This window comes from Microbacterium sp. NPDC028030, from assembly GCF_040637855.1.
Taxonomy (GTDB): domain Bacteria; phylum Actinomycetota; class Actinomycetes; order Actinomycetales; family Microbacteriaceae; genus Microbacterium.
In genome coordinates this window covers 352,813-376,796 of the sequence record NZ_JBEZXF010000002.1, presented here as the reverse complement: position 1 = coordinate 376,796, position 23,984 = coordinate 352,813, and the positions used below count along the sequence as shown (strand labels likewise).

Genomic DNA, 23,984 nt, shown 5'->3' with positions numbered 1-23,984 from the left:
ATGCCCGCGAAGGAGCATCTGGAAGGTCAATGGCGGGAGTGGCGGCACGCCCGTGTCTCGGAGCTCACGCGCCCGTACGGGTGGACCGCTCTGGTCGCCCAGCACTGGCTGCGCGACGGGGAGACCGGTCTCGTCCTCGACGGTCTCCCCGGTACTTGGGGCGCGGAAGACGGACGTGTCGTGTACACACCGCCATCCGATGGGCCGAACCTCGTCGTCGACGGAGAGTACCCCACCGCGCCCGTCGAGATCGTCCCCGGACGCAATCAGACCTACGGGCACGGCCGCAGCGTGCCCGTCTACTTCGGCGTGAGCGAGGTGGAGACCATCCCCCGTACCACCGACGACGGCGACCGCATCTTCGCCGTGCGTGTGCGCGACCCGCGGGAGTCGGCTCGAAAGGACTTCTCCGGCCTCGCCGCCTACGACTACGACCCGGCCTGGCGCATTCCGGCGCGCTTCACCCCGGCGGTCCGTGAAGACATCGAGCAGGTCACGGTCGAGACGGGCGTCCGTGAGACCACGGCGCGCATCGGCACCCTCTCCTTCGAGTACGGCGACCGCACGTACGAGCTCGCGCTGATCGGGAAGGACGCCTCTTACGGCGTGCAGCCTGTCGCACACATCCGCGACCTGACCAGCGGAAAGACGACGTACGGTGCCGGGCGCGTCGTCGAGCTGCAGTTCGCCGACGCGCACGGCGAGCAGATCGATCACATCGACTTCAACTACCTGACCGCGCTCCCCTGCGCGTTCACGAACTTCGTCACCTGCCCGCTTCCGCCGAGCCAGAATCACCTGGACTTCGAAGTGCAGGCAGGCGAGAAGAAGCCGGCCGTCGACATCGATCGGGTGCTCACGTTCCACAACGCCTGATCGGGGGTCATCCGCGCGCTCCGGGCGCTCACCCGGCAGCGGCCCACCCGTACAGCCGGGTGAGCGCGGCGCTCACCCGGTCGTAGCGCCGACGATCGAGCACGGCGGCCTCGCGCCGCAGGCCTCGTTCATGGACGCTGTACAGCTGCTCGATGTCGACCCAGGACTCGCGCCCCTGCGAGTCCCACGCGCCGCTGCCGATCGAGAGATAGTCGCGGTCACCCTCGTGCGGCTTGCTCGTCATCCGGACGGCGTACACACGGTCCGCCGACTGCCGACCGATCACGAGCACAGGGCGATCCTTGCCACGCCCGTCGTTCTCCTCGTACGGCACCCAGGTCCAGACGACCTCGCCCGCATCCGGGGCGCCGTCGCGCTGCGGAGAATACGCGACCCGCAGGTCGCCGATCCGGCGCGGATCGATGCGGACCGTCTCAGTCCCCCGCACACGACCCGCGTCCGTCGCGCCTTCCGTGATCGGCGATCGCTCCGCGGACGTCCGCAGACGCGCGTCCGGGCGCCTCGGAGCTGATGTCCGAGACGCCCGGTCGGATCCCACCGCCTTGAGCAGGATCTCTGCGAGTGCTGTCAGGATGCCGTTGGTCTTGCTCACACGGTCACCCTAATCGCTGATCACGCGTCCGCGAGTGCGTAGCCCTCCTCGCCGTGGACGACCTGGTCCACACCGGCGATCTCGTCCTCGTTCGTGATGCGGAAACCGATCGTCTTCTGGATCGCGAAGCCGATGATGAACGCCACGACGAAGGAGTAGATCAGCACGCCCAGCGCCGCGATGACCTGGACCGCGAGCTGACGGGCATCGCCGCCGACGAACAGGCCGGTGTCCGTGGCGAAGAACCCGAGGTACACGGTTCCGATGAGACCGCCGACGAGGTGGATGCCGACCACGTCGAGCGAGTCGTCGAAGCCGAGGCGGAACTTCAGCTCGACGGCCAGCGCGCAGACGATACCGGCGACGGCGCCCAGCAGCAGCGACCACCCGGGGGTGAGGTTGGCGCACGCGGGGGTGATCGCGACCAGACCCGCGACGGCGCCGGAGGCAGCACCGACCGAGGTCGCCTTGCCGTCCTTGATGCGCTCGATGAGGATCCAGCCGAGGATGGCGGCCGCCGTGGCGCCGAGGGTGTTCAGACCGATGAGGCCGACACCGCCCATGTCCTCCGCGAGCCACTCCGCTCCGGCGTTGAAGCCGAACCATCCGAACCACAGCAGCGCGGCGCCCAGCAGCGTGAGCGGGACGTTGTGCGGCTTGAGGATGCCCTTCTGGAAGCCGATGCGCTTGCCGAGGACGAGGGCGAGCGCGAGGGCGGCAGCGCCCGCGTTGATGTGCACGGCGGTTCCACCCGCGTAGTCGATGACGCCGATCCCGCTGTCCTCGCCGAAGAGCGTGGTGCCGAGGTTCATGATCCAGCCTCCGCCCCAGACCCAGGCGGCGACCGGGAAGTAGCCGACCGTGGCGAAGATGCCGGCGAAGATCAGCCAGCTGCCGAACTTCGCGCGGTCCGCGATCGCGCCGGAAATCAGCGCGACCGTGATGATCGCGAAGGTCGCGCCGTAGGCGACGCCGAGGAGCGCCACATTGGATCCTTCACCGGATGCCAGGCTCGAGAGTCCGAAATCCGCGAACGGGTTGCCGGCGAAGGCCGTCGGGCTGTCGACGGCGCTCATCGAGAAGCCGAAGAGAATCCACAGCACGGCGACGAGTCCGATGGAGCCGAAGCTCATCATCATCATGCTGACGACGCTCTTGGCCTTGACGAGACCGCCGTAGAAGAAGGCGACGCCGGGCGTCATGAGCAGGACCAGCGCCGTGGCGGTGATCGCCCACGAGATGTTGCCGGGAGCATCCATAGGAAAACCTCACATCCGAAGTAATTGAGAGCTTCAGTGTGACGACGCACCGTTTCGTGGATGCGTGAGGTTTGTTTCCGCAGGGTTACAGCGGGGCTCCGCGCGTGAACATCGCGTTACGCGGGCCTGCGTGCTTACGCAGAATGTGTCAGGGCGTTCAGACGCGACACCGCGCGAAGGTACTTCTTGCGGTATCCCCCCGCCAGCATCTCCTCGGAGAACACCGAGTCGAGGCCCAGGCCCGTCGCGATGATCGGGATCTGCGCGTCGTAGACCCTGTCGACGAAGGCGACAAGACGCAGCGCCTCCGACTGGTCGGTGAGCTGATGCACGTCGCGGAGCCCGACCCGGTCGAGGCCCTCGATGAGGCGGATGTACCGCGACGGGTGGACCTGCGCGAGATGACGGATGAGGTCGTCGAACCGGTCGTCCGACACGATGCTCTCGGCGCCGGCCCTCGCCGAGGCCTCAGCGTAGGTGTCGTCGTCGAGCACGAGCGCATGACCGTCGAGTGCGCGCTGGCGGAAGTCGACACCGTCGATGCGCAGCGTCTGGAAGCTGTCCGACATGGCGTGGATCTCTCGGAGGAAGTCCTGCGCGGCGAAGCGGCCCTCGCCGAGCGCGTTCGGCGGGGTGTTCGACGTCGCAGCGAGTCGCGTGCCGGTGGGGACGAGCTCGCCGATGAGTCTGGTCATCACCATCGTGTCGCCCGGGTCGTCCAACTCGAACTCGTCGATGCAGAGCAGATCCGCGCCCTTGAGCAGGTCGACGGTGTTCTTGTAGCCGAGAGCACCCACGAGGGCCGTGTACTCGATGAACGACCCGAAGTACTTCCGACGTGCGGGCATCGCATGGTAGATCGAGGCCAGCAGGTGCGTTTTGCCGACGCCGAATCCGCCGTCGAGGTAGACGCCCGGCTTGAGCTCAGGCTCCTTCTTGGCCCGGCTGAACAGACCCCCTCGCTTGGCGGGAGTGCCGCGTCCGGCGAAGCGCATGAGCGTCTGCTTCGCATCCTCCTGGGACGGGTACGCGGGGTCGACCCGATAGCTTTCGAAGGTCGCGGAGTCGAACTGCGGTGGTGGCACGAGGCTAGCCAGCATCTCGGGTCCGCTGACGGTCGGCTGGCGCTCGGTGAGGTGCACGATTCCGGTGCGGCTGGTCGGGTCGGTCATCACGGTCCTGGATCGGGTGCCGGCCTGTGTCGAAGTCTTACGAATCGGGCGCAGGGGGCTCAGCGGGGATCTATCGTCGAAGGGGACGGATCAACACTACGCCGTCCGCACCCGCCCCTTCGCCCGCGCAATGCTTGGAGATCCCATGGCCGTCGAGTTCGATTCCTCCTCCCCGAAGTTCGCCGAGTACGCCGAGCCCGGCCGCCTCGTCACCACCGAGTGGCTCGCGGAACGGCTGGGGACGCCAGGTCTCGTGGTCGTGGAGTCCGACGAGGACGTGCTGCTCTACGAGACCGGCCACATCCCCGGTGCGGTCAAGGTCGACTGGCACACCGAGCTCAACGACCCGGTGGTGCGCGATTACGTCGATGGGGAGGGTTTCGCCGCGCTGCTCAGCCGCAAGGGCATCGCCCGCGACGACACGGTGGTCATCTACGGCGATAAGAACAACTGGTGGGCGGCGTACGCGCTGTGGGTGTTCTCCCTCTTCGGTCACGAGGATGTGCGCCTCCTCGACGGCGGCCGCGATCGTTGGATCGCAGAGGGACGGGAACTGACCAGGGAGCCCGCGGACCGCCCAGCGACGGAATACCCGGTGGTCGAGCGCGACGACTCCGTGATCCGCGCATACAAGGAGGACGTGCTCGCGCACATCGGCAGCCCGCTGATCGACGTCCGCTCCCCCGAGGAATACAGCGGTGAGCGCACGACCGCGCCCGCCTACCCGGAGGAGGGCACGCTGCGCGCCGGACACATCCCCACAGCGCAGAGCGTGCCGTGGGCCAAGGCCGTGGCGGAGGACGGCGGATTCCGCAGCCGTGCCGAGCTCGACGAGATCTACCGCGACGGCGCAGGGCTCCGCGACGGCGATGATGTCGTCGCGTACTGCCGCATCGGTGAGCGCTCGAGCCACACGTGGTTCGTGCTCAAGCACCTCCTCGGCTTCGAAAACGTGCGCAACTACGACGGCTCGTGGACCGAGTGGGGCAGCGCCGTCCGCGTTCCGATCGTCACGGGGACCGAACCGGGCGCCCTCTGAACGTGGGAGAATGTGGGGGATGAGCGCGAGCGAAGTTCCTGAGGCACTGGCCGAGATCCGCGACGGCTTCCTGGAGACTCCGGAGTCCGATCGGCTCCTGCTGCTGCTCGAGTACTCCGATGAACTCCCCGACGTGTCGGCGGAGGTCGCCGCCCACCCCGAGATGTACGAGCGGGTCGCGGAGTGCCAGTCCCCCGTGTACATCCACGTCGAGGTGCACGACGATATCGTCACCATGCACGCCACGGCTCCCCCGGAGGCTCCGACCACGCGTGGTTTCGCCAGCATCCTGGTGCAGGGACTCACCGGACTCACCGCAGACGAGGTGCTGGCGATCCCGAACGACTACCCGCAGTCGATCGGGCTCACCAAGGCGGTCTCACCGCTGCGGATCGGCGGGATGACGGGCATGCTCATGCGCGCGAAGAACCAGGTCATTCAGAAGCGCTGAGCCCCTGTGCTTCCAGCCACTCGGTGATCGCCGTGCTCCAGCCGGTCTCGTCGTAGTTCCAGAGCTTGGTGTGCCGGGCCACGGTGAACCTCGGCATGGTGACCAGATCCGGACGGGCCTCCTGCAGCGCGTGCGAGGAGTCTGCAGGCACGAATCCATCGTCGTCGCTGTGGAGGATCAGGATCGGGGCGGAGAGTTCGTCTGCACGCGCGACCATGTCGAGACGATCGAAGCGGATCGGCTCGTCGGCCCCGCTGAGACGCGCGGTCAGGGGTGACTGCAGAGCACCCATGGCGAGCGTCGGCAGAGGCGCGCGCACCCCGGCCAGGCGTGCCTGGAATCGCAGCACCGTGCGCCAGTCGACGACCGGCGACTCCAGGATGATTCCCGCGATACGGTCGCGGTGCCCTGAGGTCACCGCCGCCTGCAAAGAGACAGCGCCGCCCATCGACCATCCCATCAGGATCACGCGCTCGGCACCGTGGCGGAGGGCGTAGGCGATCGCGGAGTCCACATCCCGCCACTCCGAGGCTCCGAGAGCGTAGGCCCCGGCCCTGGTGCGTGGGGCCTCGCCGTCATTGCGGTAGGAGACGACGAGGGTGGGCAGTCCTGCGGCGTGCAGGACGGGGACGGCACGAAGGCACTCGGCGCGCGTGGCGCCCCGACCGTGCACCTGGATCACCCAGGTGGAGGACGATCCCGGGAAGAACCAGGCCGGACAGGGTCCGGCGGGGGAACCGATGAGCAGATTCTCCCAGGGCAGATGGAGTTCGCTCGGAGATGAGTAGTAGTAGCCGCTGAAAGCCGCGGCGCGGTCCACGCGAGAGCCCGGCTCGATCTGCGTCAGGAGTTTGCGGCGGACGCTCGCGCCGTCGGCGCTCAGGACGGCACCGAGCTTGACGTACCCGTACGTGCCTGTCGTGAAGAGCCCGTACCGACCCGGCAGCTCGGTGTCGAGCGTGCGCTGCAGCTCGATCGTCTGCGCGCCCGTGTCGACCGCGAGGATCTCGGTGTCCATGGCCCGCCGGATGGGTGTGACCACACGACGGGCGACGGCGAACACGAGAACGGCCGCTGCGGCGCCGATCGCGAGCACGGCGGGGACAAGAAGCGCAACGGCGTGCCTGAGACTCTTCATCGCTTCCTGACTCTAGCCTGTTGCCGTGACCGCACACCCCGAAGCCGGGACGCCATTCGACAGCGCTGTGACCGACCTGCGCGAGACCGTGTTCCGCGACGACATCACGGTCCGCGAGATCGCCACGCCGCAGGGTCTCGCGCCGTTCGCCCACGCACTGGCCGCCGATGTGCGCCCCGAGGGCGACGGGGAGTCGGTGTACGGCACCGGACGGTTCGTCCTTCTCCACGACCCGGAGGCGCCTGGCGCCTGGGGCGGCCCCTGGCGCATCGTCATCTTCGCGCAGGCGCCACTCGAGACGGAGATCGGCACCGACCCCCTCCTCGCGGATGTGACGTGGTCCTGGCTCGTGGATGCCCTCGACTCCCGCGGAGCGAGCTATCACTCCGCATCCGGCACCTCCACGAAGACCCTCTCGAAGGGTTTCGGAGGTCTCGCGGTCGAAGGCGACGGTGCCCAGATAGAATTGCGTGCGTCCTGGACACCGGAGGGCCCGATCCGACCGCACGTCGAAGCTTGGGCCGAGCTGGTCGGAATGCTGGCGGGACTTCCGCCCGGCTCCGAGGGCATCGCCGTGATCGGCGCGCGAAAGGCTGTACGTGACTGAATACTCCGTGATCTCGGATGCCGAGGAGTTCCGCGCCGCCTGCGCCGTGCTCGCCGCAGGCACCGGCCCCGTCGCCGTCGATGTGGAGCGCGCGTCCGGCTTCCGGTACTCCCAGCGCGCTTACCTGGTGCAGGTCTTCCGCCGCGATGCCGGCGTGTTCCTCTTCGACCCTCCCGCGATCGGCGACTTCGCCCCGCTGCAGGCGGCGATCGGCGAGACCGAGTGGGTGCTGCACGCGGCGAGCCAGGACCTCCCCTCCCTCCGGGAACTCCACCTCGAGCCCGCCGTGATCTTCGACACCGAGCTGGCCTCACGCTTGCTGGGCCACGAGCGCGTCGGGCTGGCGGCCGTCGTCGAGGACGCGCTCGGCATCACGCTGAAGAAGGAGCACTCGGCTGCGGACTGGTCGACTCGGCCGCTCCCTGACTCGTGGCTCGAGTACGCCGCGCTCGACGTGCTGCATCTGATCGACGTCCGCGACGTCCTCGTCCTCGAGCTGGCGGAACAGGACAAGACCGCGATCGCCGCCGAGGAGTTCGCCGCGACGCTCGCCCGTGCGCCGAAGCCGCCGCGGGAGGACCCTTGGCGACGCCTCAGCGGCCTGCACCAGGTGCGCGGATCGCGCAACCTCGCGGTGGCCCGAGCGCTCTGGGAAGCGAGGGAGATGTACGCGCAGCAGCAGGACGTGTCCCCCGGCCGACTCGTGCCGGATCGCTCCCTCGTCGCCGCCGTCATGGCGAACCCGCCGTCGAAGCAGGCCCTCGCCGGAGTCAAGGAGTTCCAGGGTCGCGCAAGCCGCACCCAGCTCGACCGCTGGTGGCAGGCCATCGTCGACGGCCGTGCGGCCGAAGACCTCCCGCGCGAACGCGTCCCGAGCGACACTCTTCCGCCGCCGCGCGCCTGGGCGGATCGGAACCCCGAGGCCGACGCGCGCCTCAAGGCTGCCAGGCCCGTGGTCGAGGCCGTCGCCGAAGAACTCGGGATGCCGACCGAGAACCTCCTCACACCGGAGTACCTGCGCCGCGTGGCCTGGGAGCTTCCTGGCGAGACGGCAGAAGACATCGCCCAGGCGCTGACGACGCTCGGCGCTCGTCCGTGGCAGGTTGCACGTACTGCACAGAAGATCGCAGACGCCTTTGTAGAGGCCGCGCAATCGCCCGACACCACCCCCGCACCGGCTTCGTAGGTTCGATCCAACCGATTCCTCCCCGTTTCTCGGGCTTCATAGACTGAGGTCACGCACTAACTTGGAGGCAGAGTGGCCGAGATCTCGGACGTCTTCTTCGTCGATGGAGTACGCACCCCCTTCGGGCGCGCCGGCGAAAAAGGCATGTACTGGAACACCCGCGCGGATGACCTCGCGGTCAAGGCGACCATCGGCCTGATGGAGCGCAACGCCGCCGTCCCGGCGGACCGCATCGACGATGTCGCCATCGCGGCGACGAGCCAGACCGGAGACCAGGGGCTGACCCTCGGCCGTTCGGTGGCGATCCTCGCCGGGCTCCCGCAGACCGTGCCGGGACTCGCCGTCGAGCGCATGTGCGCCGGAGCGATGACCAGCGTGACGACCATGGGCGCCTCGATCGGCGTCGGCATGTACGACTTCGCCCTCGCCGGCGGCGTCGAGCACATGGGACATCACCCGATCGGCGGCAACGCCGACCCCAACCCGCGGTTCGTCGCGGAGAAGATGGTCGACCCAGGTGCCCTCAACATGGGTGTCACGGCGGAGCGGATCTTCGACCGCTTCCCGCACCTGACCAAGGAGCGCTCCGACCGCTTCGGCATGCTCAGCCAGCACAAGGTGCAGGCGGCCTATGACGCCGGCAAGATCCAGCCCGACCTCGTTCCGGTCGCCACCAAGGGCGCCGACGGCGCGTGGGGCCTTGCGACCGAGGACGAGGGGCGCCGCCCGCAGACGACGATGGAGGATCTCGCCTCCCTGAAGACGCCGTTCCGTCCACATGGCCGTGTCACGGCAGGCACTTCCTCCCCGCTCACGGATGGCGCGACCATGTCGCTGCTCGCCGGCGGGGGTGCGGTGAAAGAGTTCGGACTCGCGCCGAAGATGCGCATGGTGTCGTTCGCCTTCGCCGGGGTGCAGCCCGAGATCATGGGCATCGGTCCGATCCCCTCGACCGAGAAGGCTCTGAAGAAGGCCGGTCTCACGATCGCCGACATCGGGCTCTTCGAGCTCAACGAGGCATTCGCCATCCAGGTGATCTCCCTGCTCGACCACTTCGGCATCGCCGACGACGACCCCCGCGTCAACCAGTGGGGCGGCGCGATCGCGCTCGGACACCCGCTGGCAGCATCCGGCGTTCGTCTGATGATCCAGCTCGCGGCGCAGTTCGCCGAGCGCCCCGACGTCCGTTACGGCCTGACCGCCATGTGCGTCGGCCTCGGGCAGGGCGGTTCGGTCATCTGGGAGAACCCGCACTACGACGGCAAGAAGAAGAAGTGAGCGCCCCCGTGACGAACTACGACGACATCGACTTCTCCCCCATCCAGGCGCTCACCGACGGCGAGGTCATAACGCACTCCCCCGTGCGCGACATCCGGCTCGCGTCCGGCAAGGTCCTCGCACTGATCACGCTCGACAACGGTCGTGATCACACCCGCCCGAACACGCTCGGACCCGCGACGCTCACGCAGCTCGGCGAGACTCTCGACGGGCTCACGGCACGCGCGGCCGCCGGCGAGATCCAGGCGGTCGGCATCACCGGCAAGCAGTACATCATGGCCGCCGGTGCCGATCTCTCGGACATCAGCAAGGTCGGCTCGCGCGACAATGCGCGCCTCATCGCTCAGCTCGGCCACAAGGTGCTCGGCAAGCTCGGTGACCTCGGCGTGCCGTCGTTCGCCTTCGTGAACGGCCTCGCCCTCGGCGGTGGCCTGGAGATCGCGTTGAACTCCACCTACCGTACGGTCGACGCGTCCGCAGCGGCGGTGGCGCTGCCCGAGGTCTTCCTCGGCATCATCCCCGGCTGGGGCGGCGCCTACCTGCTGCCGAACCTGATCGGCATCGAGAACGCGCTCGAAGTCGTCATCTCGAATCCGCTCAAGCAGAATCGGATGCTGAAGCCGCAGCAGGCGTTCGACTTCGGCATCTTCGACGCGATCTTCCCCGCCGCGAACTATCTCGAGAACTCGCTGGCGTGGGCCGACGCGGTGCTCGGCGGCAAGAAGGTCGAGCGCAAGAACGAACCGGGCAAGATCGAGCGCCTCACCAAGTGGCCGATCGCGATCAAGATGGCCCGCGGCGTGCTGGAGTCGAAGATCGGCACCGTGCCGAAGTCGCCGTACGCCGCACTGGAGCTGCTTGACAAGGCCAAGAGCGGCACGAAGGCGGAGGGTTTCGCCCGCGAGGACGAGGCGCTCGCCGAGCTCGTCACGGGCGACCAGTTCGCCGCCTCGATGTACGCGTTCGATCTCGTGCAGAAGCGCGCCAAGCGGCCCGTCGGCGCTCCCGACAAGGCCCTGGCGAAGAAGGTCACCAAGGTCGGCATCATCGGTGCCGGTCTCATGGCCAGCCAGTTCGCCCTGCTGTTCGTGCGCAAGCTCCAGGTGCCTGTGCTCATCACCGACCTGGATCAGGCACGCGTCGACAAGGGCGTCGCCTACATCCACGAGGAGATCGGCAAGCTCGAGGCCAAGGGACGTCTCGACTCCGACAGCGCGAACAAGCTGCGTGCGCTCGTCACCGGCACGACCGACAAGAGCCTCTACGCGGACTGCGACTTCGTGATCGAAGCCGTGTTCGAAGAGGTCGGCGTCAAGCAGCAGGTGTTCGGCGAGATCGAGAAGATCATCGCCGAGGACGCGATCCTCGCGACCAACACGTCGTCGCTCTCGGTCGAGGAGATCGGGTCGAAGCTCGCGCACCCCGAGCGTCTGGTCGGCTTCCACTTCTTCAACCCGGTGGCGGTGATGCCGCTGATCGAGGTCGTGAAGACGCCCGCCACGGACGACGCGGCGCTCTCGACGGCCTTCGTCGTCGCGAAGGGCCTGGGCAAGAACGCGGTCCTCACCGCCGATGCCCCCGGTTTCGTGGTGAACCGTCTGCTCGCCAAGGTCATGGGTGAAGCCGCCCGCGCCGTCTACGAAGGCACCCCGATCGCCGACGTCGAGAAGGCCTTCGGCCCGCTCGGCCTGCCGATGGGGCCGTTCCAGCTGATCGACCTGGTGGGCTGGAAGGTCGCAGCGCACGTGCAGGACACGATGGTGAAGGCCTTCCCCGATCGGTTCTACGCGAACGAGAACTTCCATGCGCTCGCGGAGCTCGATCAGGTCGTGGAGAAGGACAAGGGCGGACGAGTCGTCGGCTGGAGCAAGCAGGCCGAGAAGGTGCTGAAGCCCGCCGTCGGCAAGACCCCGGCGCCCGCCGCGACGATCCTCCAGCGTGTGCAGGACGGCCTGGCTCAGGAGATCAAGCTCATGCTCGACGAGGGCGTCGTACCCGAGGTCGAGGACATCGATCTGTGCCTGATCCTCGGCGCCGGCTGGCCGTTCATCGACGGCGGCGCCTCGCCCTACCTCGACCGCGAGGGCGCATCCGAGCGTGCATTCGGCGGATCCTTCCACACCCCGCAGATCCGAGGTGTCGAGAGCCGCTGATCGCGGAGGCCATCAGGCGAAGCGCCCCACGGGATTCCCGGCGGATCCGGTGGGGCGCTTCGTCGTCCGCCGCGGCACGAGGCCCCCTCCTCGATCGACGACCTCCGGCAGACCAGCGTCGCCGAGGCTCAACTCGCGGCCTGAGCCGGTCGGCTGTCGTCTTCACCGTTTCGGGGCCAGTACGACAAGGCCCGCTCTGCGAGCGCGGTGATCGTGAGCGAGGGGTTCACGCCGGGGTTCGCCGGAACCGCCGCACCGTCGACGACGTGCAGGCCTGGATGCCCCCAGACCCGGTGGTATGCGTCGATGACACCGTCGGCGGGTGACGCGGAGATCACGGCGCCCCCGAGGAAGTGCGCGGTGAGCGGGATGCCGAACACCTCCGGCCAGGATCCGCGTGCGGCCGCGGGCACCCCGCCCTCGGCCTCGACCCGCGCGGCGATCGCCACCGCGGCCGTGTGGGCCTGGGGCAGGTAGCTGGGGTTCGGCTGCCCGTGCCCCTGCGCGCTCGTCAGGACGAGGCGACCGAAGCGACGGCGCAGCGAGACGGTCAACGAGTTGTCCGCCGTCTGCATCACCAGCGCGATGATTCCGCGCTCGCTCCAGCGGCGGAGGCTGCCGAGCCGGAACTGCAGCAGCGGGGAGCGGAGCATCTGCGCGACGAGGCTGCGCAGACGCACCCCCAGGGGTCGATCGCCGGGGACGATGAGGGTCGCCAGCGCACCCATCAGGTTCGATCCCGGGCCGTAGCGGACGTTCTCGACATGCGTGCGATCGTCGATGTGGAACGAGGTGGTGATGGCCACGCCCCGGGCGAGCTGGAGCGATTCCGGGACGCTCGTGGCGACTGCGCCGTCCAACGCCTCGGAGTTGGTGCGTGTGAGACGACCGATCGATGCCGATATCCGCGGCAGAGCTCCGGAGTCCTTCATCCGGTGCAACAGCTGCTGCGTTCCCCAGGTGCCTGCTGCCAAGACCACCTGCCGGGCGGTCACGGTCCTCCGTGCATGCCGGAACCACGCTCCGCTGCGCTGCGTCGTCACCGCGAAGCCGCCACGGGGAAGCTCCCGTACCTCCCTCACCGTGCGCAGCGGCTCGATCACGGCTCCTCGACGCTCCGCGAGGGCCAGATAGTTCTTCATGAGCGTGTTCTTCGCGCCGACGCGGCAGCCCACCATGCAATTGCCGCAGAGGGTGCATCCGGTGCGATCGGGGCCCTCGCCGCCGAAGAACGGGTCCGCGGTGCGCTCCCCCGGTTTCCCGAACCAGACCCCGACCGGCGCGCGCCGGAACGTGGGACCGACACCGAGGTCGTCTGCGGCGCCGGCCATGATCCGCTCCACCGGCCCTGTGTGCGGGTACTGCTCGACGACGCCGAGCATGCGCTTCGCCGTGGCGTAATGCGGTACCAGCTCCGACTCCCACTGCGCGATGCCCCGCCACTGCGGATCCTCGAAGAACGCCGTCCCCGGCTGGTACAGCGTGTTCGCGTAGTTGAGCGACCCGCCTCCCACACCGGCCCCGGCCAGGATCATCACGTGCGGCAGTCGGTGGATGCGCTGCACCCCGTGACAGCCGAGAGCCGGTGCCCACAGGTACCGGCGGACGTTCCAGCTGGTCTTGGCGAAGTCATCGTCCTCGAAACGACGGCCCGCCTCGTAGACCCGGACGCGGTAGCCCTTCTCCGCCAAGCGCAGAGCCGCCACCGAGCCTCCGAAGCCCGAACCCACGATCACGACGTCCTCGTCGAACTCAGTCATCGGTCTCCTTCGGCACCATCATCGTGAGCGCGCCGGGAAGCACCGAGATGGTGCAGTCATCCTCGCCGATCCGCTCGCCGTCCGCGTAGACCACGAGGCCGGGGGCCGACACCGTGACCGACCGTGCGCGGCGATGCGCGACCTCACCGCGGGAGAGATGCGTCCCGCGCAGCAGCAGCGGGAAGAGGCGCAGCAGACGCAGCCGGCCCAGCGGGGCGACGTGGACGACATCGAGCAGCCCGTCGTCGGGGACGGCTCCAGCGCAGATCGGCATCCCGCCGCCGTAGCTGGAGGTGCTCCCGGCCGCGATCAGCGTGCCCGGCGCGTTCCTGGCGGTCTCTCCGTCGGCCGCGAGTGTGAAGTCCATGGCCCGCAGCCGCACGAGCTCGATCAGCAGAGCGAGATAGTAGCGGGGAGCACCATGCGGCCAGCGGAGGCGGTTGGTGCGATCGCTGACCTTCGCGTCGAACCCCAGCGCCGCGATGGTCAGGAACTTCCGGCTGCCCATCGCTGTGTGGACCACGCCGACGTCGATCGCCCGCGGCACGCCGGTCAGGGCGAGCTCGGTGGCAGCTCGCGCGTCGCCGCGCGGGAGTCCGAGAGCACGGGCGAGATCGTTCCCCGTGCCCGCCGCCACCAGGACGACCGGGACATCGGCGGCGCACACCGTGTCGAGCACGCCGGAGAGCGTGCCATCACCGCCGACGATCACGAGCACACGTGGCCCATCCGCCAGCGCGGCGACGGCGAGCCGTGCCGTGTCCGCTGCGGAACCGCCCGCGTAGGCGCGCACGTCGGCGCCGCGCTCTCGAAGGAGCCGCACGGCCGCTTCGGCTGCTCGCCCGCCTCGCCCCTTGCCGGAGAACGGATTCGCGAGCACGGCGATGTGCTCGGCCACGTCAGTGCATCCGTTCGAGAGGGATCACGGCGCCCGGGTTGAGGATGCCTGCCGGGTCGAGTTCACGTTTGATCGCACGGAGGATGCGGATGCCGGTGTGGCCGATCTCCTGCTCGAGCCACGCGGCGTGGTCACGGCCAACGGCGTGGTGATGACTGATCGTGCCGCCGGTCGCGATGATCGCGTCGTTCACCCGCGACTTGACTGCTTCCCACACCGAGAGCGGATCGGCGCGGATGCCGGCGAGGACGGTGAAGTACAGCGAGGCCCCCGTGGGATAGACGTGCGAGACGTGGCACATCACGTACGACCGGGCCCCGGTTTCCGCGAACCCCTCCTTGAGCGCGGACTCGACGGCCGCACGCAGGTCGAGCAGGTTCGACCAGGTCGTCGCGGTCTCGAGCGTTTCGCAGAACACTCCGGCGTCCAACAGCGAGTCCCGCAGATACGGACCGTCGAAGCGACCCTGCACCCATTCCTCGGCCGCGCCTTCACCGGCCGATGTACCGCCCGCAGCCGACAGCAGGGCACTGGCGCGGGCTCGACGCTCGGCGATCCCCTCGCCCTCATACACGGTCACGACACTCGCGCCCTTCGCGAGCGCCTTGCCGATCTTGCCGACCTGGGCCAGGCTCACCGCCGTCTCCGCCTCGTCGGACAGGCGGATGACGGTGGGCCCGCCGCCCTGCTGCGCCACGCTTCGCAGCCCCATGGCGCCGGCGGCGAAGTCCGGGAACGACCACGACTCGAACACCCGCTCCCGTGGGATCGGATGCACGCACACGCGGACTTCGGTGATCACGCCGAAGATGCCCTCCGAGCCGAGGAACACCCGGATCAGGTCGGGGCCGGCGGCGGAGCCGGGTGAACGCCCGAGATCGATATCTCCGCTCGGCGTCGCGACGCGTATCCCCGTGACCATGGTCTCGAAGCGTCCGTTGCCCGCGGAGTTCTGACCGGAGGAGCGCGCCGCCGCGAAGCCGCCGATCGTCGCGTACCGGAAGCTCTGCGGATAGTGACCGAGCTCGAGGCCGTGAGCGGCGAGCAGCGACTCGGCTTCCGGACCCGTGGTGCCGGCCGCGAGCACCGCTTCGCCGCTCACCTCGTCGAGGCGGAGCAGCCCGCTCAGACGTCGAAGGTCGAGGCTCACGACCGCGTGCTGGTCGCCCTTCTCCGGGTCCAACGCGCCGACGACGCTCGTGCCACCGCCGAAGGGGATGACCGCGACGCCGTGCCGGCCCGCGACATCGAGACAGCCGCGGACCTCGTCGTGACTCGCGGGACGGACCACTGCATCAGGGACGTCCTGCTCGCGCTGTCGTCGGCGGAGGAGATCGGGAGTCGAACGTCCCCCGGCATGACGGATGCGCCCCTCCGCTGTGACGTCCACGTGCTGCGGGCCGACGACGGCGCGGAACGCCACGAGGTCTTCATCGCTCAGTGTCGAGGGGGTCACCCGCACCTGGGCGAGCTCGACCGCGGCGTCGGGCTTGCGGATGCGTCCGAGCAGCAGTGGCAGCAGGGAGCGTACCGCCAGCGGAAGGCCCTTCGCCTTGCCTGGCTCGCCCCAGCCGTTCCACCTCATCGACGGGTCGTCCTCGACCCTGCCATTGTCTCGGCCCATGCATTACAGTGTGACACATCATGGAAGAACGTCAACCACTCTGGGACGCCACGCAGACGCGCATCCTCGACGCCGCAGACACCCTGATCGAACGTCGCGGAGTCCACGGGGTGACGATCGCCGAACTCGCACGCCGCTCCGAGCTCAGCCGCCCCACGATCTACCGCAGCTGGAGCGACGCCGACGATGTCGTCCGCGCGGCGCTCCTCCGCCGCGTCGACGGCATCCTGAGCACGTTCACCGCCGAGGCACACACCCGCACCGCGCTGGTCGACGATGTGCTGCGCTTCACCACGCTCTTCCGCAACGACCCGTTGTACGCGCGGCTGCTCGACGACGAGCCTGAAGCCTTCACGCGCTACACCCTGCACCGTGTCGGCTCGAGTCAGCGCATGATCCTGCAGTGGCTGGCGACCGCCATCGGCTCCGCGCAGGCGGACGGGTCGGTCAGGCCGGGGGCACCGCAGGAGATCGCGGTCATGCTGATGCTCATCGCGCAGTCCGCTGTCCTCTCGCACGGCACGGTCGCCGATCTCATCTCCGAGGCCGCGTGGGAGCGGGAGCTGCGCGCCGCGCTCGACGGGCTGCTGCGCCCATGAGCACGCCGTCATCCGCGCTCAACGCCGCGCGCCGGAGGACCGACCTGGCCTTCGCCGCCGATGAGCGGGCGGATGTCCTCGTCATCGGCGGGGGCATCACCGGCGCGGGCCTGGCGCTCGACGCCGCCTCTCGCGGCCTCACCGTGACGCTGATCGAAGCGGAGGACCTCGCCTTCGGCACCAGTCGCTTCAGCTCGAAACTCGTGCACGGCGGGCTGCGGTACCTCGCGACAGGCGACGTCGCGACCGCGAAGGAGAGCGCCCTGGAGCGGCACCTGCTCATGACGACGATCGCTCCGCACCTGATCCGACCACTCGGACAACTACTGCCCTTCAGCCGCGACGTCACTCTGCGCCAGCGCATGGCGGGCGCGGTCGGCATGGGGCTCGGCGACCTGCTCCGGATGCGGGCGCACACGCCCCGGGAGGTGCTGCCCGCGCCGCACATCGTCTCCGCGCAGGCGGCAGCCCGACTGGCGCCCGCCCTCGACTCACGCGGCCTCCGGGGCGGCATGCTGTCGTACGACGGACAGCTGATCGACGACGCGCGCCTCGTGACGACGGTGGTGCGTACTGCCGCGGCCCGCGGTGCGCGCATCCTCACCAGGGTCCGAGCGACGATGCTCCGAGATGACGGTGCGAGCGCCGAGGACGTGCTCACGGGAGAGCGATTCGAGATCGCCGCCCGATCCGTGATCAACGCCACCGGCGTGTGGGCCGGCTCGCTCGATGAGGCCATCCGCGTGCGACCCAGTCGCGGGACACACATCGTGCTCGACGCCGCCGACCTGGGGTCGCCGATGACGGCCCTCACCATCCCGCACGAGGGTTCGATCAGTCGCTACGTCTTCGCACTCCCACAGCCGCATGGACGGATCATCGTCGGTCTCACGGACGAGGACGCTCCGGGGACCGTGCCCCGCGTGGCGCAACCGACCGCACCGGAGATCGACTTCCTCCTGCGAAGCCTCAACCGGGTGCTCACGACACCGATCCGACGCGATCAGGTGCGCGGCGCGTTCGCAGGCCTGCGTCCCCTCGTCGACAGCGGGACGGATGCGACGGCCGACGTCTCACGGCGACACCTCGTGGCGGTCTCCGATGCGGGTTTCGTGACGGTGCTCGGCGGGAAGCTGACGACGTATCGGCGGATGGCCGAGGATGCCGTGGATCTGGCGTCGGAGGTGCGTGGTCTTCAGGCGGCCCCCAGTCGCACCGCCACGCTGCGCCTCGTCGATCGCGACGTCCCCACCGCGAGTGAGGTGCTCGATGACACGACAGGGCTCACCCGGGCGGAAGTCGAGTTCGCCGTGCGTGTTGAGGGTGCCCTGACCGCCGAGGACGTGGTCGACCGGCGCACCCGTGTCGGTCTCGTCGACGCCGATCGCGACCGGTGCCTTCCGGTCGTGGAGCCGGTCGTCGCGCGCACCCTCGCCGACGTCGGCTGAGCTCCGCCCCCGACCGCTCCGCGTCGCCCCGTATCCGCGGCACGGCGCCCTGGGGAACGACCGGGGAACAGCGCATGAACTCCCCCGATCCATGCTCTCCTTCGGCCTCCTCGCGCAACATCGCCCTGCACAGTGGTGTCATGGACATGCTCTTCACGATGCTGGGCGGCAAAGGGATGTCGGGGCTGATGAAGACCGGAACGGCGATCCTCACGACCCTCCTGGTTCTTCCCGCTCTCCTGAAGCTCTTCATCGTCACCGTCGACGAGGGCTGGGCCGCCATCCGGACGCGGAACGGCAAGCCCATCATCCGCAATCGTCCCCAGCGACGCCCGACCAATCGCGGAGGCGCGGTCGGCGAGGTGGTCGTGCTCGATCCGGGCTCGCACGGCGCGTTCCCGCTGTTCTACTGGTACCGCCTGATCGACGTCCGCTGTCGGGCCACCGATCTCCCGGTGCGGGAGATGGGCGGAGCGAACGGGCACCAGCACCGGGTCCACGCATCGTTCGAATGGCGACCGATACCGAGCGGTCGAGATCTGCGGGTGTTCGAGCTCGACGTCGTGAACGTCAAGGAGCGGGCCTCGAACATCGTCGGAGCAGCACTGAGAGATGTCATCCGCGGACTCGAGGGCACCGAGCTGCCGCACAACGACGAGATCAACAACCGCGTCATCGCCGCGAGTGCCGAAGAGGTGCGTCGCGCCTGCGGCGTGGAGCTCGTGCGCGTCATGGTGACCGGCGACGCCCTGACCGACGGGTATCTCCTCTCGACGGCACTCCGCGACGTCGACCGCGGCGCTCAGGCCGTCGCCGCTCTGCACGCGCTGAACTGACGCCCGCCGACGCGGTGCCGGGGAAGACGTCGGCTCAAGACGCTCGGCTCAGTGCCGTTCGTGCAGCGGAAGGTCGATCGCACCCGTCTCCCCGGCGTGGCGCGCCTTCGGGATGCGGGTTCCGAGAACCTGCGCGACGATGTCCTGCGCGATCTTCGACGGCGTGAGTCCCGCATCCGCGAGGATCTGGTCGCGACTGGCATGGTCGATGAACTCATCCGGCAGGCCGAGCTCGTCGACCGCCGTGTCGATGCCGGCCTCGCGGAGGACCTGGCGGACCCGGGTGCCGATACCGCCGACGCGGATCCCGTCTTCGAGCGTGATGACGAGCCGGTGATGTCCGGCGAGCTCGACGATGGACGGCTGCACCGGGATGGCCCAGCGCGGATCGATGACCGTCGCCCCGATCCCCTGCGCGCGCAGACGATCGGCGACGTCCAAGGCGAGTTCCGCGAAGGGACCGATCGCCACGATCAGAACGTCTTCGCTCTCGCCGCGGGCGAGCACGTCGACGCCATCACGCAGGCGCTCGATCGCCGGGAGATCCTCGGCGACCTCGCCCTTCGGGAAGCGGATGACCGTGGGGGCGTCGTCGACCTCGACGGCCTCGTTCAGGGCCTCCGTCAGCCGGGCGCCGTCTCGCGGAGCGGCGATACGGATGTGCGGGACGATCTGGAGCATGGCCAGGTCCCACATGCCGTGGTGGCTGGGACCGTCCGGGCCGGTCACCCCGGCGCGATCCAGCACGAAGGTGACTCCGGCGCGGTGCAGGGCGACGTCCATCAGCACCTGATCGAACGCTCGCCCCATGAACGTGGCATAGAGCGCCACCACAGGGTGCAGCCCCCCGAAGGCGAGTCCGGCGGCGGACGCGACCGCGTGCTGTTCGGCGATGCCGACGTCGTACACCCGATCGGGGAACCGCTCAGCGAAGGGAGCGAGACCGGTCGGCCGCAGCATCGCGGCCGTCATCGCGATCACGTCGCCGCGCTGCTCACCTACGGAGACGAGGGCATCGGAGAACACATCGGTCCATCCTCGGCCGCCGGACGACAGCGTCTCCCCGGTCGTCGGATCGATCTTCCCGACGGCGTGGAACTGGTCGGCTTCATCGTCGCGCGCCGGCTGGTATCCACGGCCCTTCTCGGTGATCGCGTGCACGATCACCGGGGCGCCGTACGACTTCGCCAGCTCGAGGGTCTCCAGCAGTGCCGGGAGGTCGTGCCCGTCGACCGGACCCAGGTACTTGATGTCGAGGTTGGAGTACAGCGCCTCGTTGTTGGTGAACCGTGACAGGAAGCCGTGCGTTCCCCCTCGGACCCCACGGAAGACGGCTCGGCCGACGGGGCCGAAGGCCCGGAACAGGCGGTCGGAGCGCTGATGCAGGTCTTTGTACGCCGCGGCGGTGCGCACCCTGTTGAGGTACCGCGACATGCCACCGATCGTCGGGGCGTATGAGCGCCCGTTGTCATTGACGACGATCACGAGATTGCGGTCGTTGTCGTCGGAGATGTTGTTCAGCGCCTCCCACGTCATGCCGCCAGTGAGAGCACCGTCGCCGACGACCGCGACGACATGGCGATCGGCACGACCGGTCGCCGTGAGCGCCCGGGAGATGCCGTCGGCCCAGCTGAGCGAGCTCGAGGCGTGGGAGGACTCCACGACGTCATGGGCGCTCTCCCCGCGTTGCGGGTACCCGGCAAGGCCTCCTCGCACCCGCAGGGCGGAGAAGTCCTGCCGACCGGTGAGCAGCTTGTGCACGTAGGACTGGTGGCCCGTGTCGAAGATGAAGGGGTCGTCCGGGGAGGAGAAGACCCGGTGCAGTGCGATGGTCAGCTCGACCACTCCGAGGTTCGGCCCGAGGTGGCCCCCCGTCCGGGAGACGTTGTCGACCAGGAACTCCCGGATCTCCGCGGCGAGCTGCTCCAGTTGGTCGGCCGAGAGGGCGTCCAGATCACGGGGTCCTGAGATGCTCGGAAGAATGGGCATCTGCGCCTCCTCACAGGCTCCGCCGGAAGCGCCCGACGAGGGTGCGGGCGCCTCTCGATCCTACCCCGCGGGCCCCGCAGACCATGCTGCACGGAGACCCCCTTGACACGAGGAAGGGGCTCGTGTCCGAAGACCCGAGCCCCTTCCGTCTGTGCGATCAGACCAGCGAACGCAGCACGTACTGCAGGATGCCGCCGTTGCGGTAGTAGTCCGCCTCACCCGGGGTGTCGATACGGACGACGGCGTCGAACTCCACGGTCTGCTTGCCCTCGGGCGAGTGCTCGCTCGGGGTGGCCGTGACCTTGACCGTCTTCGGCGTCACACCGTTGTTGAGCTCTTCCAGACCCGAGATCGAGACGATCTCGGTGCCGTCGAGCCCGAGCGACTCCCAGCTCTCGCCTGCGGGGAACTGCAGCGGGACGACGCCCATGCCGATGAGGTTCGAGCGGTGGATACGCTCGAAGCTCTCGGTGATGACGGCCTTGACGCCCAGCAGGCTCGTGCCCTTGGCCGCCCAGTCACGCGACGAGCCGGAGCCGTACTCCTTGCCGCCGAAGATGACGAGCGGGGTGCCCTGCTCCTGGTAGTTCATGCTCGCGTCGTAGATGTACGACTGCGGGCCCCCGGGCTGCGTGAAGTCGCGCGTGAAGCCGCCCTCCACGACCTGTCCGTCGTTGACGGCCGAGACCATGAGGTTCTTCAGGCGGATGTTCGCGAACGTCCCGCGGATCATGACCTCGTGGTTGCCACGACGCGAACCGAAGGAGTTGAAGTCCTTACGGTCGACGCCGTGCTCTGTGAGGTACTGCGCCGCAGGCGTACCGGGCTTGATGTTTCCGGCCGGCGAGATGTGGTCGGTGGTGACCGAGTCGCCGAGCGTCGCCATCACGCGCGCGCCCTCGATGTCCTTGACCGGGGTGAGCTCCATGGTCATGCCGTCGAAGTACGGTGCCTTGCGGACGTAGGTCGAGTTCTCGTCCCACTGGAACGTGTCGTCGTCCGGCGTCGGGAGGTTGCGCCAGCGCTCGTCGCCGTCGAAAACCGTCGCATACTGCTTGATGAACTGGTCGCGCGAGATCGACGAGTCGACGATCTCCTGCACCTCGTCGGGCGTCGGCCAGATGTCCTTCAGGAAGACATCCTGTCCGTCGCTGCCCTTGCCGAGCGCGTCGTTCTCGAAGTCGAAGTGCATCGAGCCGGCCAGAGCGTAGGCGATCACCAGCGGAGGGCTGGCGAGGTAGTTCATCTTCACATCGGGGCTGATGCGCCCCTCGAAGTTGCGGTTGCCCGAGAGGACGGCCGTGACGGCGAGGTCGTGCGAGTTGATCGCTTCGGAGACCTCTTCGATGAGCGGTCCCGAGTTGCCGATGCAGATCGTGCAGCCGTAGCCGACGGTGTAGAAGCCGAGCCCCTCGAGGTCCTTGTCGAGACCGGACTTCTCGTAGTAGTCGGTGACGACCTTCGAGCCGGGTCCGAGCGTGGTCTTGACCCACGGCTTCTGCTTGAGGCCCTTCTCCAATGCCTTGCGCGCGACGAGACCTGCGGCGATCATGACAGACGGGTTCGACGTGTTGGTGCACGAGGTGATCGCCGCGAGGGTCACGGCGCCGTTGTCGAGGATGTACTTCTCCCCCGACGGGGTCGTCACGGGCACCGGGTTGGAGGCGTTCGTCGGCGCACCGCTGCTGATGTGCACGGGACGCGTCGTCGGCTCCTCTTCGCCGGGGACCTGTCCCGGGTCGGACGCCGGGAACGAGTGCTTCGACTCGAGGTCGACGATGTCGTCGCTCGTCGAGGGCGTCGCATAGCTCAGGATGTCCTGCTCGAACTGCGACTTCGCCTCGGAGAGGAGGATGCGGTCCTGCGGGCGCTTCGGGCCGGCGATCGACGGCACCACAGTGCCGAGGTCGAGCTCGAGGTACTCGCTGAAGGTCGGCTCGTGCGAGGCGTCGTGCCAGAGCTTCTGCTCCTTGGCGTACGCCTCGACCAGTGCGACGGCCTCTTCGCTGCGGCCGGTGAGGCGCAGGTAGTCGAGGGTGACGTCGTCGATCGGGAAGATCGCCGCGGTGGAGCCGAACTCCGGAGACATGTTGCCGATCGTGGCGCGGTTCGCGAGCGGCACGGATGCCACGCCCTCGCCGTAGAACTCCACGAACTTGCCGACCACGCCGTGCTTGCGCAGCAGGTCGGTGATCGTGAGCACGACGTCGGTCGCGGTGACGCCGGCGGGGATCTCGCCCGACAGCTTGAAGCCGACGACGCGCGGGATGAGCATCGACACGGGCTGACCGAGCATGGCCGCCTCCGCCTCGATACCGCCGACGCCCCAGCCCAGCACGCCGAGGCCGTTGACCATCGTGGTGTGCGAGTCGGTGCCGACGCAGGTGTCGGGGTACGCACGGAGCACACCGTCGACGGTGCGGTCGTAGATGACCTTCGCGAGGTGCTCGATGTTCACCTGGTGGACGATGCCGGTTCCGGGCGGGACGACCTTGAAGTCGCTGAACGCGGTCTGACCCCAGCGAAGGAACTGGTAGCGCTCGCCGTTGCGCTCGTACTCGATCTCGACGTTGCGCTCGAGGGCGTTCTCCGAGCCGAACAGGTCGGCGATCACCGAGTGGTCGATGACCATCTCGGCGGGCGAGAGCGGATTGATCTTGTTCGCGTCGCCGCCGAGCGCCGTCACGGCCTCGCGCATGGTGGCGAGGTCGACGATGCAGGGCACACCGGTGAAGTCCTGCATGACCACACGGGCCGGCGTGAACTGGATCTCGGTGTTGGGCTCTGCCGCGGCATCCCACGACCCCAGTGCCTCGATCTGCGCCTTCGTCACGTTCGCGCCGTCCTCGGTGCGGAGCAGGTTCTCCAGGAGGACCTTGAGACTGAAGGGGAGCTTCTCGAAACCGGGCACCGTGTCGATGCGGAAGATCTCGTAGTCGGTGCTGCCGACTGTCAGGGTGCTCTTGGCACCGAAGCTGTTCACCGTGGACACGAATCCGTCTCCTTCTATTCGGATGGGAGCGACAGGCGCCTCCATCTTGCTCGCCAGCGAGCTCCT

The 23,984-nt window shown here is 68.6% G+C and carries 19 protein-coding genes; 10 read left to right on the top strand and 9 right to left on the bottom strand.

Going from position 1 to position 23,984, the window contains the following annotated elements; genetic code table 11:
- Entirely contained in the window at positions 1–876 is an 876-nt protein-coding gene (locus AB0E56_RS10625; protein WP_359798760.1) for a DUF1684 domain-containing protein, read from the top strand.
- Positions 877–904: 28 nt separating this feature from the next.
- Here AB0E56_RS10625 and AB0E56_RS10620 read toward each other — a convergent pair whose 3' ends face one another.
- The 3 genes from AB0E56_RS10620 to zapE all read right to left on the bottom strand — a co-directional run bounded on the left by AB0E56_RS10620 (position 905) and on the right by zapE (position 3,920).
- Positions 905–1,489, bottom strand: coding sequence for a type II toxin-antitoxin system PemK/MazF family toxin (locus tag AB0E56_RS10620; protein WP_359798758.1), 585 nt, complete (start codon positions 1,487–1,489; stop codon positions 905–907).
- Between the two features lie 20 nt (positions 1,490–1,509).
- A complete protein-coding gene (locus AB0E56_RS10615) occupies positions 1,510–2,748 on the bottom strand; it encodes an ammonium transporter (RefSeq protein ID WP_359798756.1) in 1,239 nt (412 codons plus the stop codon).
- A 134-nt stretch (positions 2,749–2,882) separates the two neighbouring features.
- The gene (zapE, locus tag AB0E56_RS10610; RefSeq protein ID WP_359798754.1) at positions 2,883–3,920 is read right to left on the bottom strand and encodes a cell division protein ZapE; all 1,038 of its coding nucleotides are present in this window, start codon (positions 3,918–3,920) and stop codon (positions 2,883–2,885) included.
- Positions 3,921–4,065: 145 nt separating this feature from the next.
- Between zapE and AB0E56_RS10605 the strand changes: the two genes are divergently transcribed.
- Both AB0E56_RS10605 and AB0E56_RS10600 read left to right on the top strand, forming a co-directional pair.
- A complete protein-coding gene (locus tag AB0E56_RS10605; RefSeq protein WP_359798753.1) occupies positions 4,066–4,959 on the top strand; it encodes a sulfurtransferase in 894 nt (297 codons plus the stop codon).
- 19 nt (positions 4,960–4,978) lie between these two features.
- Positions 4,979–5,410, top strand: a complete 432-nt coding sequence (locus AB0E56_RS10600; RefSeq protein WP_359798751.1) for a SufE family protein — start codon at positions 4,979–4,981, stop codon at positions 5,408–5,410.
- Here AB0E56_RS10600 and AB0E56_RS10595 read toward each other — a convergent pair.
- Complete coding sequence (locus AB0E56_RS10595) at positions 5,394–6,548, bottom strand: alpha/beta fold hydrolase (protein WP_359798749.1); 1,155 nt, start codon at positions 6,546–6,548, stop codon at positions 5,394–5,396. The genes AB0E56_RS10600 and AB0E56_RS10595 overlap by 17 nt on opposite strands.
- A gap of 25 nt (positions 6,549–6,573) precedes the next feature.
- On the opposite strand from AB0E56_RS10595, the gene AB0E56_RS10590 reads away from it, so the two are divergent.
- The 4 genes from AB0E56_RS10590 to AB0E56_RS10575 all read left to right on the top strand — a co-directional run bounded on the left by AB0E56_RS10590 (position 6,574) and on the right by AB0E56_RS10575 (position 11,772).
- The gene (locus AB0E56_RS10590) at positions 6,574–7,155 is read left to right on the top strand and encodes a DUF3000 domain-containing protein (RefSeq protein ID WP_359798748.1); all 582 of its coding nucleotides are present in this window, start codon (positions 6,574–6,576) and stop codon (positions 7,153–7,155) included.
- Positions 7,148–8,341: an HRDC domain-containing protein gene (locus AB0E56_RS10585; protein ID WP_359798746.1), complete on the top strand. Its 1,194-nt coding sequence runs from the start codon at positions 7,148–7,150 to the stop codon at positions 8,339–8,341. The genes AB0E56_RS10590 and AB0E56_RS10585 overlap by 8 nt, the downstream gene beginning before the upstream one ends.
- 72 nt (positions 8,342–8,413) lie before the next feature.
- Positions 8,414–9,619: a thiolase family protein gene (locus AB0E56_RS10580; protein ID WP_359798745.1), complete on the top strand. Its 1,206-nt coding sequence runs from the start codon at positions 8,414–8,416 to the stop codon at positions 9,617–9,619.
- A gap of 8 nt (positions 9,620–9,627) precedes the next feature.
- A complete protein-coding gene (locus AB0E56_RS10575) occupies positions 9,628–11,772 on the top strand; it encodes a 3-hydroxyacyl-CoA dehydrogenase NAD-binding domain-containing protein (RefSeq protein ID WP_359800040.1) in 2,145 nt (714 codons plus the stop codon).
- A 128-nt stretch (positions 11,773–11,900) separates the two neighbouring features.
- On the opposite strand, the gene AB0E56_RS10570 is transcribed toward AB0E56_RS10575, so the two are convergent.
- Genes AB0E56_RS10570 through AB0E56_RS10560 form a run of 3 tightly spaced genes read right to left on the bottom strand, consistent with a single transcriptional unit; the run spans position 11,901 to position 16,054 of the window.
- Positions 11,901–13,532: a GMC family oxidoreductase gene (locus AB0E56_RS10570; protein WP_359798744.1), complete on the bottom strand. Its 1,632-nt coding sequence runs from the start codon at positions 13,530–13,532 to the stop codon at positions 11,901–11,903.
- Positions 13,525–14,430 carry a YegS/Rv2252/BmrU family lipid kinase gene (locus AB0E56_RS10565; RefSeq protein ID WP_359798742.1) on the bottom strand — a complete coding sequence of 302 codons (906 nt, stop codon included), beginning with the start codon at positions 14,428–14,430 and terminating at the stop codon, positions 13,525–13,527. Before AB0E56_RS10565 ends, AB0E56_RS10570 begins: the two co-directional genes overlap by 8 nt.
- A 1-nt stretch (position 14,431) precedes the next feature.
- Positions 14,432–16,054, bottom strand: coding sequence for an FAD-binding oxidoreductase (locus AB0E56_RS10560; protein ID WP_359798740.1), 1,623 nt, complete (start codon positions 16,052–16,054; stop codon positions 14,432–14,434).
- Between the two features lie 20 nt (positions 16,055–16,074).
- Here AB0E56_RS10560 and AB0E56_RS10555 point away from each other — a divergent pair, with 20 nt between their 5' ends.
- The 3 genes from AB0E56_RS10555 to AB0E56_RS10545 all read left to right on the top strand — a co-directional run bounded on the left by AB0E56_RS10555 (position 16,075) and on the right by AB0E56_RS10545 (position 18,937).
- Positions 16,075–16,653: a helix-turn-helix domain-containing protein gene (locus AB0E56_RS10555; protein ID WP_359798738.1), complete on the top strand. Its 579-nt coding sequence runs from the start codon at positions 16,075–16,077 to the stop codon at positions 16,651–16,653.
- Entirely contained in the window at positions 16,650–18,101 is a 1,452-nt protein-coding gene (locus tag AB0E56_RS10550; protein ID WP_359798737.1) for a glycerol-3-phosphate dehydrogenase/oxidase, read from the top strand. The genes AB0E56_RS10555 and AB0E56_RS10550 overlap by 4 nt, the downstream gene beginning before the upstream one ends.
- A 140-nt stretch (positions 18,102–18,241) precedes the next feature.
- On the top strand, positions 18,242–18,937 hold the full coding sequence (locus AB0E56_RS10545) for an SPFH domain-containing protein (protein WP_359798736.1): 696 nt from the start codon (positions 18,242–18,244) through the stop codon (positions 18,935–18,937).
- A gap of 48 nt (positions 18,938–18,985) precedes the next feature.
- Here the strand turns inward: AB0E56_RS10545 and dxs are convergent, their stop codons facing one another.
- Both dxs and acnA read right to left on the bottom strand, forming a co-directional pair.
- Complete coding sequence (gene dxs / locus AB0E56_RS10540) at positions 18,986–20,926, bottom strand: 1-deoxy-D-xylulose-5-phosphate synthase (protein WP_359798734.1); 1,941 nt, start codon at positions 20,924–20,926, stop codon at positions 18,986–18,988.
- Positions 20,927–21,083: 157 nt separating this feature from the next.
- Positions 21,084–23,963, bottom strand: coding sequence for an aconitate hydratase AcnA (gene acnA / locus AB0E56_RS10535; protein WP_359798732.1), 2,880 nt, complete (start codon positions 23,961–23,963; stop codon positions 21,084–21,086).
- Positions 23,964–23,984 lie beyond the last annotated feature (21 nt).